This window comes from Mycobacterium sp. IDUB_28 (genome assembly GCF_055419285.1).
Window position 1 is genome coordinate 1 of the sequence record NZ_JBVAXK010000017.1, and the last position, 16,260, is coordinate 16,260.

16 protein-coding genes are annotated in these 16,260 nt (G+C 67.5%); 12 read left to right on the plus strand and 4 right to left on the minus strand.

Translation table 11 applies throughout. The annotated features are described in order from the left end of the window. Positions 1–244: 244 nt before the first annotated feature. A complete protein-coding gene (locus tag ACZYZ9_RS24525) occupies positions 245–772 on the minus strand; it encodes a hypothetical protein (protein WP_463828775.1) in 528 nt (175 codons plus the stop codon). Positions 773–1,159: 387 nt separating this feature from the next. Here ACZYZ9_RS24525 and ACZYZ9_RS24530 point away from each other — a divergent pair, with 387 nt between their 5' ends. Beyond that, positions 1,160–1,669 carry a hypothetical protein gene (locus ACZYZ9_RS24530; protein WP_463828776.1) on the plus strand — a complete coding sequence of 170 codons (510 nt, stop codon included), beginning with the start codon at positions 1,160–1,162 and terminating at the stop codon, positions 1,667–1,669. A gap of 156 nt (positions 1,670–1,825) precedes the next feature. On the opposite strand, the gene ACZYZ9_RS24535 is transcribed toward ACZYZ9_RS24530, so the two are convergent. After that, positions 1,826–2,059 carry a hypothetical protein gene (locus ACZYZ9_RS24535; protein WP_463828777.1) on the minus strand — a complete coding sequence of 78 codons (234 nt, stop codon included), beginning with the start codon at positions 2,057–2,059 and terminating at the stop codon, positions 1,826–1,828. A 367-nt stretch (positions 2,060–2,426) separates the two neighbouring features. Between ACZYZ9_RS24535 and ACZYZ9_RS24540 the strand changes: the two genes are divergently transcribed. From ACZYZ9_RS24540 to ACZYZ9_RS24560, 5 genes are all read left to right on the plus strand, one after another. Next, entirely contained in the window at positions 2,427–3,680 is a 1,254-nt protein-coding gene (locus tag ACZYZ9_RS24540) for a cytochrome P450 (protein ID WP_463828778.1), read from the plus strand. Further along, positions 3,673–4,329: a TetR/AcrR family transcriptional regulator gene (locus ACZYZ9_RS24545; RefSeq protein ID WP_463828779.1), complete on the plus strand. Its 657-nt coding sequence runs from the start codon at positions 3,673–3,675 to the stop codon at positions 4,327–4,329. Before ACZYZ9_RS24540 ends, ACZYZ9_RS24545 begins: the two co-directional genes overlap by 8 nt. Before the next feature lie 65 nt (positions 4,330–4,394). Beyond that, positions 4,395–5,183 (plus strand): SDR family NAD(P)-dependent oxidoreductase, encoded by a 789-nt coding sequence (locus ACZYZ9_RS24550; protein ID WP_463828780.1) that lies wholly within the window; start codon positions 4,395–4,397, stop codon positions 5,181–5,183. 15 nt (positions 5,184–5,198) lie between these two features. Next, a complete protein-coding gene (locus ACZYZ9_RS24555) occupies positions 5,199–5,681 on the plus strand; it encodes an SRPBCC family protein (RefSeq protein ID WP_463828781.1) in 483 nt (160 codons plus the stop codon). Then, complete coding sequence (locus tag ACZYZ9_RS24560; protein ID WP_463828782.1) at positions 5,678–7,264, plus strand: phytoene desaturase family protein; 1,587 nt, start codon at positions 5,678–5,680, stop codon at positions 7,262–7,264. The genes ACZYZ9_RS24555 and ACZYZ9_RS24560 overlap by 4 nt, the downstream gene beginning before the upstream one ends. Before the next feature lie 18 nt (positions 7,265–7,282). On the opposite strand, the gene ACZYZ9_RS24565 is transcribed toward ACZYZ9_RS24560, so the two are convergent. Continuing rightward, a complete protein-coding gene (locus ACZYZ9_RS24565) occupies positions 7,283–8,590 on the minus strand; it encodes a PQQ-dependent sugar dehydrogenase (RefSeq protein ID WP_463828816.1) in 1,308 nt (435 codons plus the stop codon). Positions 8,591–8,692: 102 nt separating this feature from the next. Here ACZYZ9_RS24565 and ACZYZ9_RS24570 point away from each other — a divergent pair, with 102 nt between their 5' ends. From ACZYZ9_RS24570 to ACZYZ9_RS24595, 6 genes are read left to right on the plus strand one after another with little or no spacing between them, the layout of a single operon-like run. Next, positions 8,693–9,694, plus strand: coding sequence for an AAA family ATPase (locus tag ACZYZ9_RS24570; RefSeq protein WP_463828783.1), 1,002 nt, complete (start codon positions 8,693–8,695; stop codon positions 9,692–9,694). A gap of 17 nt (positions 9,695–9,711) precedes the next feature. Next, a complete protein-coding gene (locus tag ACZYZ9_RS24575; RefSeq protein WP_463828784.1) occupies positions 9,712–10,578 on the plus strand; it encodes a DUF58 domain-containing protein in 867 nt (288 codons plus the stop codon). Continuing rightward, a complete protein-coding gene (locus ACZYZ9_RS24580) occupies positions 10,568–11,041 on the plus strand; it encodes a hypothetical protein (protein ID WP_463828785.1) in 474 nt (157 codons plus the stop codon). Before ACZYZ9_RS24575 ends, ACZYZ9_RS24580 begins: the two co-directional genes overlap by 11 nt. A gap of 11 nt (positions 11,042–11,052) precedes the next feature. Then, the gene (locus ACZYZ9_RS24585; protein WP_463828786.1) at positions 11,053–12,006 is read left to right on the plus strand and encodes a hypothetical protein; all 954 of its coding nucleotides are present in this window, start codon (positions 11,053–11,055) and stop codon (positions 12,004–12,006) included. Then, positions 12,003–12,890, plus strand: coding sequence for a vWA domain-containing protein (locus tag ACZYZ9_RS24590; RefSeq protein WP_463828787.1), 888 nt, complete (start codon positions 12,003–12,005; stop codon positions 12,888–12,890). Before ACZYZ9_RS24585 ends, ACZYZ9_RS24590 begins: the two co-directional genes overlap by 4 nt. Then, complete coding sequence (locus ACZYZ9_RS24595; RefSeq protein WP_463828788.1) at positions 12,884–13,612, plus strand: hypothetical protein; 729 nt, start codon at positions 12,884–12,886, stop codon at positions 13,610–13,612. The genes ACZYZ9_RS24590 and ACZYZ9_RS24595 overlap by 7 nt, the downstream gene beginning before the upstream one ends. A 25-nt stretch (positions 13,613–13,637) precedes the next feature. On the opposite strand, the gene ACZYZ9_RS24600 is transcribed toward ACZYZ9_RS24595, so the two are convergent. Further along, entirely contained in the window at positions 13,638–16,187 is a 2,550-nt protein-coding gene (locus ACZYZ9_RS24600) for an acyltransferase family protein (protein WP_463828789.1), read from the minus strand. Between the last annotated feature and the right edge of the window lie 73 nt (positions 16,188–16,260).

The following is a 16,260-nucleotide window of genomic DNA, read 5'->3' on the forward strand; positions in this document are numbered from 1 at the left end:
GAGTTTGCCCTACAGTGGGCCACGACCCACCAACCCCAAGTCGCATAGCGACTAGACCACCAAACGGGTCCCCCTCACAAGCGCGGACCGTCCGGTGAGCAGGTAGTTGAGCTGAATATCCCGCACGCAGTACCAGACATCGCCGAGTTCGTGCAAAAAGCGGAGCTGCGGCATTCCAATGAAGTTATTGCCATGGTGTTCAAGGGTTGACGGAGGCTGAACGCCTGGCGAGGGCCCGGGTGGCCTACCGCGAGGGTATTCGCTGGCGGGGCACCTCGTCGAGGCCGCTAGCGGCTAGCGTTGACGTCATCGCTGCCACGACCTTCTCTGCTGGCCAGTCATCGGGCGCTGAGATGAGCGTGCCACCTGCTAATTCGGTGGCGGTCAGTCCTTGCTCCAGCTGACTGATTGTTCCGACTTGTGCGTCGAACCAGGTTCGGTAGCCGACGGGGATCTTCCAGCCGCCACGTCTGGCCGTGCGGTTCACGAGCAGGTCGGACAGACTGAGGGCCAACGGGTTCCACGTCTCGGCAACCGCTGCGCAGACCGTGTCACCAACGATCGAGGTGACGCCGCCGAACATCAGCTCACGGATGTCAATGGAGACGGTGTGTAGAGGGACCCGTCGGCCTCTCGATTTAGCACCGGCAGAGATGTGCACGTGCAGCAGCAGTCGCTGGTTAGTGCCCGATACGGTGAAGCGATAGCCACTTTCCGGTTCCGGGCCGCCGAATGTGCCTACCGTTACGTGCTTAATCACTATCTCTGCCAACGCTTCTAGCGTTCCCGCCCATAGCTCGCCCTGGGGTGTTTCCCACCCAGGTATGTCAAGCGTCGATCCGAGTGCGATCAGTAACTTGTTGGTATGGCTGGCGATCCATTCTGATGACTCCCGGGCGGTAACCCAGACTGCCCTCAGTGTGGCACCGGGGGCCCAGGCGGGCCGCACCTGAGATGCGGGGGGCATAGCTTCGGAGTGTAAATGACGACCACGTCATACAGTTCTCGAAGATCGAACAATTGCCGAAGGGCCGCTGCGCAGTTCGCCAAGAAACCCGAAGATTGTTTCGCCGATTCTGGGACTTGCCATAGAGTTCACGACGCCGGACGTTGCCAACCGTGGGACGTCCCCGACAGCACTAACGCAAGAGGCCCCTCAATGACTGAATCGGCGCCCCAGAGGCGATCGCAGGTACTGCTGGCGCTGGCCGCCGCGATGGTGTTCGGGTTACTGGTCGGAAGTGCGGCCTTCTGGCGACCGTGGGCTGACCACCATGACGAGAAGGCCCGTCCAAGCGTCGCGTCAACTGTTCCTGCGACCGCGTCGACGGCGCCGACGCTGAGTTCCCTGCGCGCAGCGCCCCCTAGAACAGAGGGGCAGCAGGGTGATTGGCGCGAACACCACACCTGGGTGTGTGACACAGCGACGGGAGAGGTCTGCGGCAACTGGAGTCCTGAAGCGGTCACGTTCGCCTGCAAAGCAGTTGCGAGCGGGGCCGACTACACCGCAGGGCTGAAGAATATGCTGATGAGCCGCTACGGGATGAGCGAAATGGACGCCTTTTTCCTCGGCAAGGAGGCGATGTACAGCGTCAGCAGTGGCGGCCACATCAGCACCGGAGGCAATGCCGACGGCCCACATCCGTTGTGCAACGGCATCGTTCCGTGACAGGTCAAATTTGTTGGTCCGCCCCCGGGAGCCGAGCAATCGGTCACTACCACGACGGCATCGCCACGTGTCGCGAACGACGCGGCAACCCGATATGCGTTGTCAGAGAAAGCGACTCAAGCCGCTGATGCACCAGCGTGCGGTTCGTACCTGCTGCTAACCCATCGTCAGGATCGCGATCACGGCGACCGCGATCACCGTCGTGAGCGCTATCAAGATCACCGTGATCGACGCGCGCAAGATCTCTTCTTCGTCGACTTGCCAACGCGCCCGTGTCTCGGCGGTTTCCCTTCCGCCGGCGAAAGCGTTGAGTCTGGCGACCGCCAAGGCGACATCGTCGGGTACGTGTGCTGCATGACCTGCGACTGGATCAGCGAATGCGGTACTCATGTCAGCCCCCTAGGCCCTACACGTGGCGATCGGCGTTGGTTGAGGTGAAAAACCGGATCTCTCGTTAAACCACGATAGGAACGCGCAATCACAATTGCGGTAACGATCATTAACGGTCACAGCACAGTTGCGCCATCAACAGTCGCCGGTGGTCCGCTGCAGAGGCTGCACCCGGACAGTGGTCCTCAGCGGGCTTCGTAAGCGCTGCACCGACGCCGGGACGTTCATCCAATGGATGTATGACCATGTGCTCGTTACAGGGCCAACGACGAGCGAAAGGTTGACTGTTCCCCGGCGATGGTCATACATTGCAGGTATAAACGTCTGTACCTGATCCCGTCTGGGCAGCCCACGGAAGTTGAGACTCATGAACGCGCACCGCCCCACGCCCAACGTCTTCGACGCCGGTCTCCCGCGGTTCGACTACAGCCTCACCGCGACTCCGCACGACATTCTCGAGGATGTCCGAGCGGCGCAGTCGCGTGCTCCGATCGCGATCGGCCCCCTCGGCCCGGAAATTCTGTCCTACGATCTCGCCCGGGAAATATTGCGCGACAACAGATTCCGCCTGCCACCGGGTATCACGTTGGCGGCCCAGGGCATCACGTCGGGCCCGTTGTACGACAAGATGGCGAACAGCCTGCTCGGCCTCAACGGCCCACCGCATGTGCGGTTGCGCAAGCTGGTCGCCAAGGCGTTCACGCCGCGCGCGACATCGCGTCTGCAGGACACGATCCACGAAGTCGTGAACGGGCTCATCGACCAGGTGATGGACGCCGGACGCTGCGACGTCGTGACCGACATTGCGTATCGGTACCCCACTCCGATCATGTGTGCGCTGCTCGGCGCCCCACGCGAGGACTGGCAGTTGTTCGCGGACTGGACCGAGGAGGTCTTCAAAGCCCTCAACTTCCAGCCCGATGCCAACTTCGACGAGTCCGCGATCATGCGCGCCTGGAGCGAACTGGACGCCTACGTCGACGACATGGTGGCCACCCGCCGAAACAACCTCACCGAGGACCTGCTCTCCGAACTCATCCGAGCCGAAAGCGACGGCGACCGGCTCAACCTCGACGAGCTCCGCATGCTGGTGTCCGGCTTCCTGATGGCGGGAACGGACACGACACGAAACCAGCTGGCGGCGTCGGTCCAGGTGCTCTGCGAACATCCCGACCAGTGGGCGAAGCTGCGCGATCACCCGGAACTTGCCATGCAGGCGGTCGAAGAGAGCATGCGCCACTCTCCGGCGGCCTGCATCGTGCCCCGAGCCGCCGTTGACGATGTCGAGTTCGCCGGCTACCTGTTCCCGGCCGGAACCTTCGTACTCGCCAATACCTTTGCAGCCAACCGGGATCCAGCGATCTACGCCGATGCCGACCGCTTCGACATCACACGCAAGGACGTTCCCGCCATCCTGACCTTCGGCGGCGGCGCGCACTACTGCCTCGGGGCCAACCTCGCACGCCGGGAACTGGCCGAAGCGCTCATCGTCCTCACCCGTCGGCTGCCCGCCCCCCATCGCGCCGGTCCGGCGCCGTGGAAATCCGTGCTCGGGATGACCGGTCCGACGACCCTTCCGATCGAGTTCACCAGCGACAGGCTGGTAGCCGCCGATGCGTAGTCGGGGCTGGGCGGGTTCGACCCCGTCGTCGGACGACGAGGCGATCTCGCGAATTCTGACGGCGGTCGACGCCGAGGTTGCCGAGCGCGGACCGGGGATACGCCTTGCCGACGTCGCCCGCAGACTCGGAGTCACCCGCCAGACCGTGTACCGCTACTTTCCCAACGCCGACGCGCTGCTCATCGCCAGCTCGATGCGTGCGGTCAACGGCTTCATCGACCAGGTGGTAGCACACGCCCGCGGAATCGAGGACCCGGCCACCGCTGTTGTGGAGTGCGTCTCGTTCGGAGTGGAGAATCTCTCCGGTGATCCGCAGCTGGAGACCCTGCTGACCCGGCGACAGGAGGGGGAGGCCGTCACCTCGCTGACCTCCGACACGGCGATCGCCTTCTGCTTGTCGGTGTTCGATCGCCTCGACGTCGACTGGAAGCTGCACGGCTTCGACGCCGCCGCACGCGGTGAACTGGCCGAAATGACGTTGCGCACAGTGCAATCCCTGCTGATCGACCCCAGGCAGGGGCGGTCGGAAGCCGCCTCCCTCCGCAGCTTCGTCGCGCGGTGGCTTGGTCCGGCGATCCTGTATCCGCGCATGGCGTCGCTGACGCGCTACGAACAACACGCATCGCCGCGCCCGCCCCTCCCGGTATAGGGCTGACGCAGCCTCCGACCGACGTCGGAGCGTTTGGTCGGCCCGCCGCCGGGTAGCCCGGCTGCATGACAGCACAGCTGGCCCTGGTGACCGGCGCCTCCAGCGGCATCGGCCGCGAGCTGGCGAAGCTCCTCGCCCGCGACGGGTACGACCTCGTTCTGGCTGCTGACGACGACGGGATTCACGACACCGCCGCAGAATTGAGCAGCAAGGGCGTCGACGTGCGGGCGGTCCGCGTCGATCTCCGCCAACCGGACGAAGTCGAACAGCTGTACCGCGACGCGACCGAAGACGGCCGTCACCTTGATGTTGTTGCGCTCAACGCCGGCACCGGCGACTCCGGACCTTTCGTCGACACCGACCTGAGCCGGGACATGAACGTGATCGACCTCAACGTCCGCTCGACGGTCCAGCTGGCCAAGCTGGCGCTGCGCGGAATGGCCACGCGCGGCGCAGGCAAGATGCTGCTCACCTCGTCGGTGGTGGCGATGATGCCCGGATCGCATCAGACGATGTACAACGCGTCGAAGTCGTTCATCCAGTCCTTCGCCGAAGCGCTGCACGACGAGTTCCGCAACACCGGCGTGACGGTGACCGCGCTGATGCCGGGGCCCACCGACACGAATTTTTTCCGCAGGGTGGGAATGCTCGACACCGTGCTCGGGCGGTTCATCCCGAAAGACGATCCGGCCCGCGTCGCCGAGCAGGGTTACCGGGCGCTGATGGCGGGCAAGCAGAAGGTCGTGGCGGCATCTCTGTCGTCGAAGGCGATGGGCGCAGCCGGTATGGTGCTGCCCGATTCGTGGAAGGCGGCAGCCAACCGGCTGATCGTCAGCCCTCTCGGAGGACATTGAAGGAGTGATCGGTCGATGAAAGAACCTGCCGAAATTGACAGCGCGCTCACCGTACGGCGCGAGACCACTGCGTCGCGCCGCCAGGTGTGGGACGTGATGGCCGACGGATGGACGTATTCGCAGTGGGTCGTGGGCAACAGCCGGATGCGTGCCGTCGACCCGAACTGGCCTTCGCCGGGCAGCCTCATTCACCACACCATCGGGGTGTGGCCGGTGGCGTTGAACGACGAGACCGAAGTCGAAGTCTGCGTACCGGTCACCGAACTCGTGCTGTTGGCCAAGGGGCGCCCCTTCGGTGGCGCGCGAATCACGTTGCGCCTGTCCGACACCGACAGCGGCGGTTGTCTGATCGAGATGGCCGAGGTGCCGCTGGGCGGTCCGCTGCGGCTGATCCCGCGGCGGCTGGCCCTGGCCGCCGCGTGGCCGCGCAACCGCGAGTGCCTGGCGCGATTGTCCGCGCTTGCCGAACGACGTTCTGAGCCTGAGCAAGGTCAATGACCGTCGCGGACGCCGTGGTGATCGGCGCCGGGCACAACGGATTGGTGGCTGCCGCGGTCCTGGCCGACGCGGGCTGGGACGTGGTGGTGCTCGAGGCTCAGCAGGAGCCGGGCGGCGCGGTCAAGAGCGCCGAATTGTTCCCGGGTTATGTCAGCGATCTGTACAGCGCCTTTTATCCGCTGTCGGTTGCCTCGCCGGGGCTGCGTGACCTCAATCTGGAGGACCACGGGTTGCGGTGGTCACACGCCCCAGCCGTGGTTGGCCATCCGAGCTCGGCAGCCGACGACGACGCGCCCCTGATCTATCGCGATATCGACCGCACCGCTGCCGAACTCGACCGCCGTACCCCCGGGGATGGCGCCCGATGGTGTGAACTCTTCGCCCAGTGGCAGCGCATCAAGGAACCGTTCCTCGGCGCGCTGCTGGCGCCGTTTCCCCCGGTTCGTCCGGCGGTGGGGTTGCTGCGCACCCTGGGGACGGCGGAGGCGCTGCAGTTCGTTCATCAACTGCTGCTGCCTGCCGGCGTCCTGGTGGAGCAGTTGTTCGAGGGAGAGGCCGCACGACTGTTGTTTCTGGGCAACGCCATGCACGCCGATGTGCCCATCGACGCCCCGGCCAGCGGCCTGATGGGCTACATGCTGGTGATGCTGGCCCAGGACGGCGGGTATCCGGTGCCCGTCGGGGGAGCGGGTCAGCTGACCGCCGCGCTCGTCGCACGCGCGTGTGCTGCCGGGGCCCAGATCCGTTGTGGACGAACGGTTGACGCCATCGAGGTGCGGGGCGGTCGCGCGACAGCGGTGCGCTGTACCGACGGCAGTACGGTGCGCTCGCGGCGCGCGGTGATCGCCGATACGTCCGCCCCGATGCTGTTCGACGAGCTGCTGCCCGAAGACTCGGTACCGAGCGCGGTGGCAGCGGCGATGTCGCGGTTCGTCTGGGACACACCGGTGCTGAAAGTCAACTATGCCCTCGACGCGCCGATCCCGTGGCGATCGAAGAGCCTCAACGAGGCGGGCACCGTGCACGTCGGGGCGGATCGCGACGGTCTCGTTCGATGGATGGCCGATCTGAACACCAGGACGGTGCCGCGGAATCCGTTCATGCTGTTCGGTCAGATGACCACGTCCGATCCGAGTCGGTCACCGGCCGGGACCGAAAGCGCTTGGGCCTACACGCATCTACCGCGTGCCCGCGCCGATGACGCATCCGCCGACCAGCTGGCCGAATCCGTGGACCGCGTTCTCGAAGAGTATGCGCCCGGTTTCGCCGCTCGCGTGGTCGGTAAGACCGTTCAACGTCCGTCCGACCTGGAAGCCGGCGATGCGAACCTGCACACCGGCGCTGTCAACGGTGGTACCTCACAATTGTTCCAGCAGTTGGTGTTTCGTCCCGCACCCGGATTCGGCGGGCCGCACACGCCGGTGCAGAACATATTCCTGGGCAGTGCCGGCACGCACCCGGGTGGCGGCGTGCACGGGATGTGCGGCTACAACGCGGCCAAGGCCGCCCTGGCCGGCGACGGCGCGCTGAACTGGCCGCGGCGCCGGCTCAAACAGGCGGCCCTGGCGTTGCTGACCCGCTGATTGCCTGGCCCCCAACACTTATCGGCCCGGCGGAGCCACGCGGTAGACGGCGCCGGCGGCGTCGTCGGTGACGTACACTGCGCCGTCCGGTCCGACTACCGCGGCCACCGGGCGGCCCCACCGCGATCCGTCGCCGCTCTGGAAGCCCCCGACCAGCGTCTGTTGATTGCCGAGAGTGCCGTTGTGCCAAGGGAAGAATGACACCTCCGGCGCTCGCGGCGGCTGCCGGTTCCACGAACCGTGGATACCGACCAGCGCGCCGTCGGCATATGGTTGCGGCAGCACGCCGGCGGTGAAGGCCAGACCCAGCGGAGCCGAGTGCGCGCCCATGCTCTGCTCGACCGCAGGCAGTGCGGCGCAGTCCAATCGGGATCCGTCTGTATTAGTCGTCAAGTCACGGATGAACGGCACGTTGGCCGGGCCGCCGTCGGGATTGCAGAACGGCCAGCCCAACTCCCGGCCCGACGTCAGGCGGGCCAGCGACTCAGGCGGATGGTCGTTGACGTACCCGGCGTCGACATGGCCCGCCGGGTCGGGTGCATTGTCGCGGTTGTTGACCGCCGTCCAGATGGCACCGTCCGGGGCGACGGCCAGGCCGGTTCCGTTGCGCACGCCGGTCGCGAACGGCTGTGCCGGGCCGCCGCCGGGCGCAACGCGCATGATCGTCGCTCTGGGCGGGGTGGCCGCGCGATCCTGCGGTGAGATGTTGGCGGTCGAGCCGATCGAGAAGTAGACCGCACCGTCGGGTCCCACGGCCACGCTCTTCAACGCATGCGCGTAGGCCCCCTGCAAATCGGGGCTGCGCGCGTCGGGAAGGCCTCCTGCGACGACCCGGGCGTGGACTGCCCGCCCGTCGACATAGTCGTAGACAGCGATCCGGTCGCTCTCGGCGACATACAACGCCGAGCCGGCGAACGCCATGCCGTGCGGCTGGTGCAGCCCATCCAAGAACGTCGATTGGTGCGGCGCCGCCCCGGGTTTCGGGGTCAGCTTGACGATCTGCCCGCTCGCCGGAACCGACACCAGCAGCGCGCCGTCCGGAGTCCAGGTCTCCAGCCGCGCCTTCGGTACCCGCGCCCACACCGACATCGTCCAGCCGTCGGGAACCAGCGCCTGCCGCGGTTGGTCCAGCGGTGCCTGCGCCAGCGCGGCGGGCACGCCCACCGGTGTGGACACCAGCGTGCCGGCAGCCGCAGCAGGGGGCGCAGACCCGACAGCAGGATGCGGAGGATCAGCCGAACACCCTGCCGACAGCAGCACCGCGAACAGGACCCGCCCGAACGGCCCGAGTTGGCTGCCGGCCGGTTGCTGGTGCGTGCCGATCATCACGTCGGCACGCATACCCGAGGGTGTGGTGCTCAACCCGAACTGCGGGGAGCGAGGCGACTCACGTGTGAACACCAGGCGCCCGGGTATAAATGCGAGCGTATGACTACAGCACGGACGCAACCGGATCAACGCGAAATCGACAGCATCCGGCCAATCGTCGATGCCGTCTCACAGGCGTTCGACGCCAAAATCGTCGGGCAGCGCAACCTGCGGGAATCGCTGCTGATCGGCCTGCTCGCCGGTGGCCACATCCTGCTGGAGAGCGTGCCCGGCCTGGCCAAGACCACCGCCGCCAAGGTGCTCGCCGATTCGGTCCAAGGGCGGTTCCGGCGCATCCAGTGCACCCCTGACCTGTTGCCGAGCGACATCATCGGCACCCAGATCTACGATTCGTCGACCAGCTCGTTCGTCACCCAACTGGGTCCGGTGCACGCCAACTTCCTGCTGCTCGACGAGATCAACCGGTCGAGCGCGAAGACCCAGAGCGCGATGCTGGAGGCGATGGAGGAGCGGCAGACCACGATCGGCGGGCAGGTGCACCCCATCAGCGAGCCGTTCCTGGTGATCGCCACCCAGAATCCCGTCGACCAGGAGGGCACCTATCCGCTGTCCGAGGCGCAGACCGACCGGTTTCTGCTCAAAGAGATCGTGCGCTACCCGTCTCCGGAGGAAGAGGTGGAGATGATGGCGCGGATCGACGCCGGTCTCTACGATAAGCGGCGGCCCGCCCAGCCGGTGGTCAATCTGGAGGATGTGCTGCGCCTGCAGGACGTGGTGCGCCGCGTGCACATGGACCGTGCGCTGATGCTCTACGCCAGCCAGCTGGTGGATGTCACCCGTCACCCGGCGCAGACGCTGCCCAAGCAGATCGCGCGCCTCGTCGAGTACGGTGCCAGCCCGCGCGCCACCATCGCGTTCTGCAAGGCGGCGCGGGCGCGGGCGGTACTGGCCGGGCGGGCGCACGTGCTGCCCGAGGACATCGCCAAGCTCGCCCACCGGGTGTTGCGGCACCGGCTCATCCTCGGCTTCGAAGCGGCCAGCAACAACGTCACTGCCGAGTCTGTGATCGACGCCGCGATGCGGACCGTCCGGGTCCCCTGAGCTGCCGGCGGTTCATCGTGGGCAAGCATCTCAACCAGGCCAAGGCGCACTTCGGCACTGACACCCGCGGCCTACTCGAAGGCGGCCGCTACACCCTGTTGCACACGCGCAGCATGGAATTCGACGACCTGCGCCCGTATGTCCCCGGCGACGACGTCCGGGACATCGACTGGAAAGCCTCGGCACGTTCGGGCAGCGTGCTGATCAAACGGTTCGTCTCGGAGAAACACCATAAGATCCTGCTCGTCGCCGACGCCGGCCGCAACATGACCGCACTCGCTCCGAGTGGGGAGTACAAGCGCGACGTGGCCGCGCACACCATGGGTGCGGTGGGACTGATCGGCCTGCGTCGCTCCGATCAGATCGGCATGGTCTACGGCGACCGGCGCGGCTCGGTGAACATCCCCCAGCGGCGCGGCGAGCCGCACATCGAAGGACTGCTGCACCGGTGGTATCAGCACACCATGACCGACCCCGGCGCCAGCCGCATCACCGCCCAACTCGACTATGTCGCAACGCATTACCGACACAGCATGCTGATCATCGTGGTGTCTGACGAACCCGAGGTCGACGATCAGCTCGATAGCCTGCTGGCCGAGCTGAGCGCGCGGCACGACATCATGTGGGCGATGGTGGCGGACATGCCCGCCGTCGGTCCGGACAACACCGACGGATTCGATGTCGCCACCGGACGATTCGTGTTGAACGGCGCCGACCTCGGCCCGCGGGTGGTCGCCGCCTACCGCCGTGCCGAGCAAACTCGCCGGGACCGCCTCGATGCGTTCCTCACCGGTCACGCGATCGCGCACGCGACGATCGCCGGCAGCGACAACATCCGGCGCGAACTCGTCGCCCTGTCCGAGACGGCCGCCCGTGCCGGATGACCTGTTACGCCATGTCTTTGGCCCGCAGCCCTACTCATCGTGGTGGCTGTGCTGGGCCGTGTTGCTGATCCTGGCCGTAATAGGTTGGTATCTGGGCATCTTCGTGTGGACGCTGCCTGCGGAGCGGCTGCGGCGGATCCCGTTCGTGCGTCATGTGCATGCGCGGCTGATCCGTCACCGGTTCGCCCGACGGGTGCGGGGCATCGGTGACAGGCACGTTGCCGGGCGGCTGCCCGCCGCGGCGGCATGTGCGGCGATCAGCCGGACCGTCCGCAGCTTCCTGCACCAAGCGACCGGCGACCGGGCCCAGTACCTGCACGTCGACGCCATCGCCGCCGGCGAGCTGGCACCGGCGGCGCCGTTGCTGATCCGGCTCGGTGATGCGCAGTTCAACGCCGAGTCCCAGATCGACGTCGCCGAGGTGAGCGCCCAGGCGCAGGAGTTGATCCGCTCGTGGACGTGAGGTGGTGGCCGGTGGCCGCTGTCGGCCTGGCCGGTTTGATCGCCGCAGTGGTGTTGGCGGCGCTGCTGCCGATGACCGCTGCCCGCGGCCGGCTGCGTCCACTGGCCAACGTCGCACGACTGACCCGGCTGCCCGAGTACGCGAAGGTGGCCCGGCTGCGTTCGCTGTCGACCGTTCTGACGTTGCTGCTGCTGACCGTCATGTTCGGCGCCGCCACCTGGACATCGGCCCGTCCGACCGGAGCGGGACAGGGTTTCGACGCCGCTCATCCCGAGGACATTATGGTGTGTGTCGGCCAACCCGTCCCCGACGCGGCGACGGCCGAACTGCTCGATAACTTCGCCCGGCAGATCTCGACGTATCAGACTCAACGCATCGGACTGACCTCGATCAACCGTCGCCTGGTGCCGCTGACACGCGACTACGCCTACGCCGCCGAGCGGTTCGCGGAATTCGCCCGCGCGCGTCAGGCGTCGTTCACGGCACCAGTGCCCTACATCGATTACGCCCCCAGTATGGAAGATGTTCTGGCGCTGTGTATCTCGGGCTTCCCGACGCTCGAGGAACGCGGCCTGCGGCGACGGTCGGTGATCTACCTCGGCCCCTCCGATCTGCGGGCCGCGGGCGAACCGCGCGCCGCCCTGTTCACCGCCGACGGGGTGCGCGGTCTGGTGGAGCGGGCGGGCATCCAGCTCAACGTGATCGACACGGCGCCGTCGCGCTCGAGCGGTTCGCTGCTCGCGCTCACCCAGCAGACCGGGGGCCGTTACCTCGTGCCGGGACCGGGCTCGGTGAGCGAGATTCCCAAGGTTCTCAACCAGATTCGGTCCAACACCCCGCCGGCGCGGCTGGCCGACGGCACGGTGGTGACCGGAGACTTTCCGGACGCACCGGTCGTGCCGCTGGTGATCGCCATGGTGTCGGCGGCCGCACTCTCGGTGGCGTTGTTGGTGTTGCGCCGATGACGTTTCAGCCGGTGCTGCCGTGGGCGATCCTCGCCGTCGTGATCGCGGCGCTCGTTCTGGCCCGCGCGGTGGCACTCCGGTTGGTGCTGAGCGTGAGCTATGGAACCCGTCGATCCGCAATGTTGCGCTGGAGCGCTGTGACGTTGGCCGTACTGCTGATCCTTGCGGCGACCACCCGCCCGGGAATCCGCGGCGAGGAGACGCACCGCGGTCCGGGCGCGGCCGGCGCGAATCTCAACGTGTTCCTGGTCGTCGACCGGTCCGTGGACTCCAGCGTCACAGGGATGCACAACGACATGGCGGCGCTGATCGATCAATATCCTGCGGCACGATACGCGCTGATCACCTTCAGTTCCCGGGCCTCGCTCGATTGGCCACTGTCGCAGGATGTGTGGAGCCTGCGTCCGACGATCGCGGCGCTGGGTTCCGTGCCGACGCCGGACGGGCAGGGCGTAGCCGCGGGTGCGGCCCGAAATGTGCTGCGGTATCAGCTGTTGCAGGCGGCGCAGCAGTATCCCGGTTCCCGGAACGTGGTGTTGTATTTCGGTTCTGGCGGAACACCCGCGGCACAGGCCGACTTCGACCTCGCCCGCGGGTTGGTGGACGGCGGGCTGGTGCTGGGCTACGGCCGCAGCGCCGCGATCGACGAAACAAAGCTGCGGCAACTCGCTGCGCAGCTCGGCGTGCTGTATGAACACCGGGAACCCGGTCAGCCCTTCCGGCCCACCCTGCCGCAGACCGGCATCCGGCCGGCGGCCGTCGACCGGATCGAACTGTACTGGCTGCTGACGATGCTGGCAGCGGTGCTGCTGCTGGGCGAGATCTATCTATCGGTCCGCGACTTTCGGCGCAGCCGCATCGCCCGACGGGATGTGTCATGGTGAGGCCGGCCCGGCTGCGGCTGCGGCGACGGTTGCTGATCTGTTCGGCACCGCTGACCTTGCTGGCGCTGCTGATCGCCGTCAAGCTGATATCGGTTGTCGTGCTGGGTAATTCGGCTGTGTCGGATTACGCGAGCCGGAACGGGAATGCGGTGCGCACCGATGCGGAGGTGCTCGGCGTGGCCAACATCGTGGAACCGGCCAAGGCGCCGTTCGCCGCGGGCGCCGCCGCCGTGCTCGCCGGCCGTCTCGAGGACGCCGACCGCCACTTCAGCGCCGCCCTGTCCCGCGCCGATGCCGACGATTCCTGCCCGGTGCGGGTGAACCTCGAACTGGTCCGCGAGACGCAGGGTGATCGGGCCGCGGCGGCGGGGGACCGGGCCCGCGCCGAAGAACGCTATGCGAGCGCGTTGACCATCGTCGACGGTGCGCCCCAGGGTTGCTTTGCCGGGAACAGCGACGTGAACCTGCAGCGGCAGGCCATCCGCCACGACGCTGCGAGCCGGCTGGCCGCCAAGCAGGCTGCATTGAACGCCCCGCCGCCGGCGGCACCGCCGCCACCGCCACCGCCGCCGCCGCTACTGCCCCTGCCGCCGCCGCTCGCGCCCCTCGCGGTACCCGACAGTCGCGACACCCCGGCACGTCGGCTCAATCCGACCGAGGGAGATCCACTCAACAAGTTGCAGCAGGTGTTGCAGGACGCTGCGGGTGCCGCGTCCCCGTAGCCGCTGCTCGGGCTAGGGCCGCGAATTACGCACGCCCACAGCCAAACCCGCGAGCGTGAAGACTGTGGTGAGCACCGACGCGGCGCGTACCCAGCCGGCGTCTTTGCCGTCCCGGCCGGCCAGCAACCCCGACGCGGTGTCCATGCCGTCGCACACGACTCCCATGCACAGCGCGGTATGTTGCGCCGGTCCGGTCACGGTCGCGGCGCCGATCACCATGTCGCGGGCGCCGAAAAGTCGGGTGACATACCGACTGTCGGTGCTGGCGCCTGCCCCGGTGATCTTGCCGTGTCTGGCGAAGGCCGTCGGCCAGAAGTAAGCGGCCGCGCCGCCGGCAGCCCGGCATACTCCGATCACGGCGATGATGGTCCGGGTAGACATCCTCACTCCTGTCCGGGTGGTGTGCGGTGGTTACGAACTCTGACGTACGAACCGGCGTGGTATCCGCCGTCGCACGGGGTGGTGAGCGCGCTCGCGTCGGCGGCGCGAACAGTGCGTGCGACGCAGCGGCACGGTCGTCGCCCGCCACGGCCAGCTGGACACGCCGGGTGCCGACAGCGGCACGGACGGCGACCAGGATCGGGATGGCGAGCACCATGGCCAGCGCCACCAGCGTGAGGAGCAGTTGCTCGCTGTGATCGGGGGTGCGCGATGCCGGGGTGGGCGTCGGCGGGGCCGGTGCCCGGCCAACCGGCGGGACCACCGGATCCAGGGCGGCCGCGGGCGCTGCGGGCGGAGCCGGCTTCTCGCTCATGGCGGCGATCACCGTCTGCGCGTAGAGGTCGGCGCCGGCACCCGGCTGCGGATGGACGTGGTCGGCGTAGAGCAGGTCTTCGTGTCCGCTGACGGCGCTCTGCCAGTCGATCAGGCGGACATTGGCGCGGTGCGCGAGCGCCACCTCGGTCAAGGTCTGATTGACCTCGTCGGTCCACGGTCTGTCCTGCAGATACAGGTTGACCAGGAACAGTTTCCGCTCCGGGCCGAGCTCGTCGACGATGCCCTCGAGCAGGTCGCGCGGGAACGACCCGTTGCTGCCCAGACCCAGCAACACCACCGGGCGCAGCGCACCGCCGGCATCGAGTGCACTGAGGATGCCGGGCGCCGCCTGCATGCTGCGGTTGGTCACCGCGTCGATCCGGATGCCGGGTAGCCGGTCGCGCAGCGCAAACGACGACGCCAGCATCACCGAGTCGCCCACCGCGCTGATCTGGTCGCCGGGCGGCGGCCCGACCGACTCAGTTGCCGCCGGGGACGCAGGTGGGGCGTCGACGACGGGCGCCTGCGGCCGCGCACCCGGCGCCGCAACGGCCGCTGCTTGTTGCGCGGCGAGCGCCTCGGCCAATTGCTTGTCGAGCCCCGTCAACGGCGGTGCAGGTGCGAACACCAGCGCACCCAGGACCAACACACCGCCCGCAGCCGTCGCACCTGCCACCCAGATTCGTCCCGTGCGGCCGCCGCGCACCGCGCACCAGCCGGCCTGCCACGCGCGGCGGTAGCCGAGACGCAGGACAGGCTTCTCGATCCATCGGTACGAGGCCGCGGCGAGCAACACGGCAGCGGCGATCTCGACGCCGGCGACCAGCAGCGTCCGGCGCCCCAGCAGGCGATCACCCAGCACCAAAACCGGCCAGTGCCACAGGTACAGGCCGTAGGACCGGGCGCCGAGCCAGCACAGCGAGGGTCGCGACAGCAGCCGCTCGACGGAATTGCGGCCGAGGCCCAGGCCGCTGATGAGCAACGCGCAGGCCGCCGAGACGGCGAGGATGCCACCCCGATAGGTGGCGGACCCGTCCTCGTCCAGCAGCCAGTAGCCGATGGCGATCCCGGCCAGGCCCGCGCCGGCCAGCACGCCGCTGCCGAAAGACGAACCCACGCGCGCCGCGACGGCCGGCCACACCACGGCCAGCACCGCACCGCCGAAAAGGCCGGCGCTGTGGGTCGCGGTGCTGTAGTAGATCGGCGACGGATCGGTGCCGGGTTGATAGAGCACGGCCATGGCCGCGGCAGCGGCGAGCGCACCGGCACCCGCGACGATCGCGACCGCGGTGTTGCGGCCCCACCAGCACAGCACCGCGATGACGAGCACGGGCCACACCAGGTAGAACTGCTCCTCCACCGCCAGCGACCACAGGTGCTGCAGCAACGAGGGTGGCCCGAATCTGGTGAAGTAGGACTGGTGTTCGCTGATCTGCACCCAGTTGCTGGTGAACGTCACCGCGCCCAGCACTTCGTTGCGCAGCGCATGCAACATCGTCCGGTCCACGAGCGCGGTGACCGCCACGGTCGCGAACAGCATCGGCAGCAGCGGCGACAAGATGCGCCGGACCCGACGAATCCAGAACTGCCGCAAGCTGATCCGACCCGAGCCCGCGCGTTCGGCGATCAGTAGCCGGGTGATGAGGAATCCGCTGATCACGAAAAACACGTCGACGCCGAGGTAGCCGCCGGGCAGCCACGCCGGGTTGACGTGATACAGCACCACCGCGCTCACCGCGAGCGCGCGTATCCCGTCGATTCCCGGGAGTCTGCCCAGCCGAGCGCGTGTCGACGCGGGCGTGCAAGAACTGGCTCGCACCCCCGTCGAGCTCGTGATCGTTGCCAAAGCTGGTCGGCTCCCCGCTGCCGCTTACCAATCCGAAGTTGTCGTC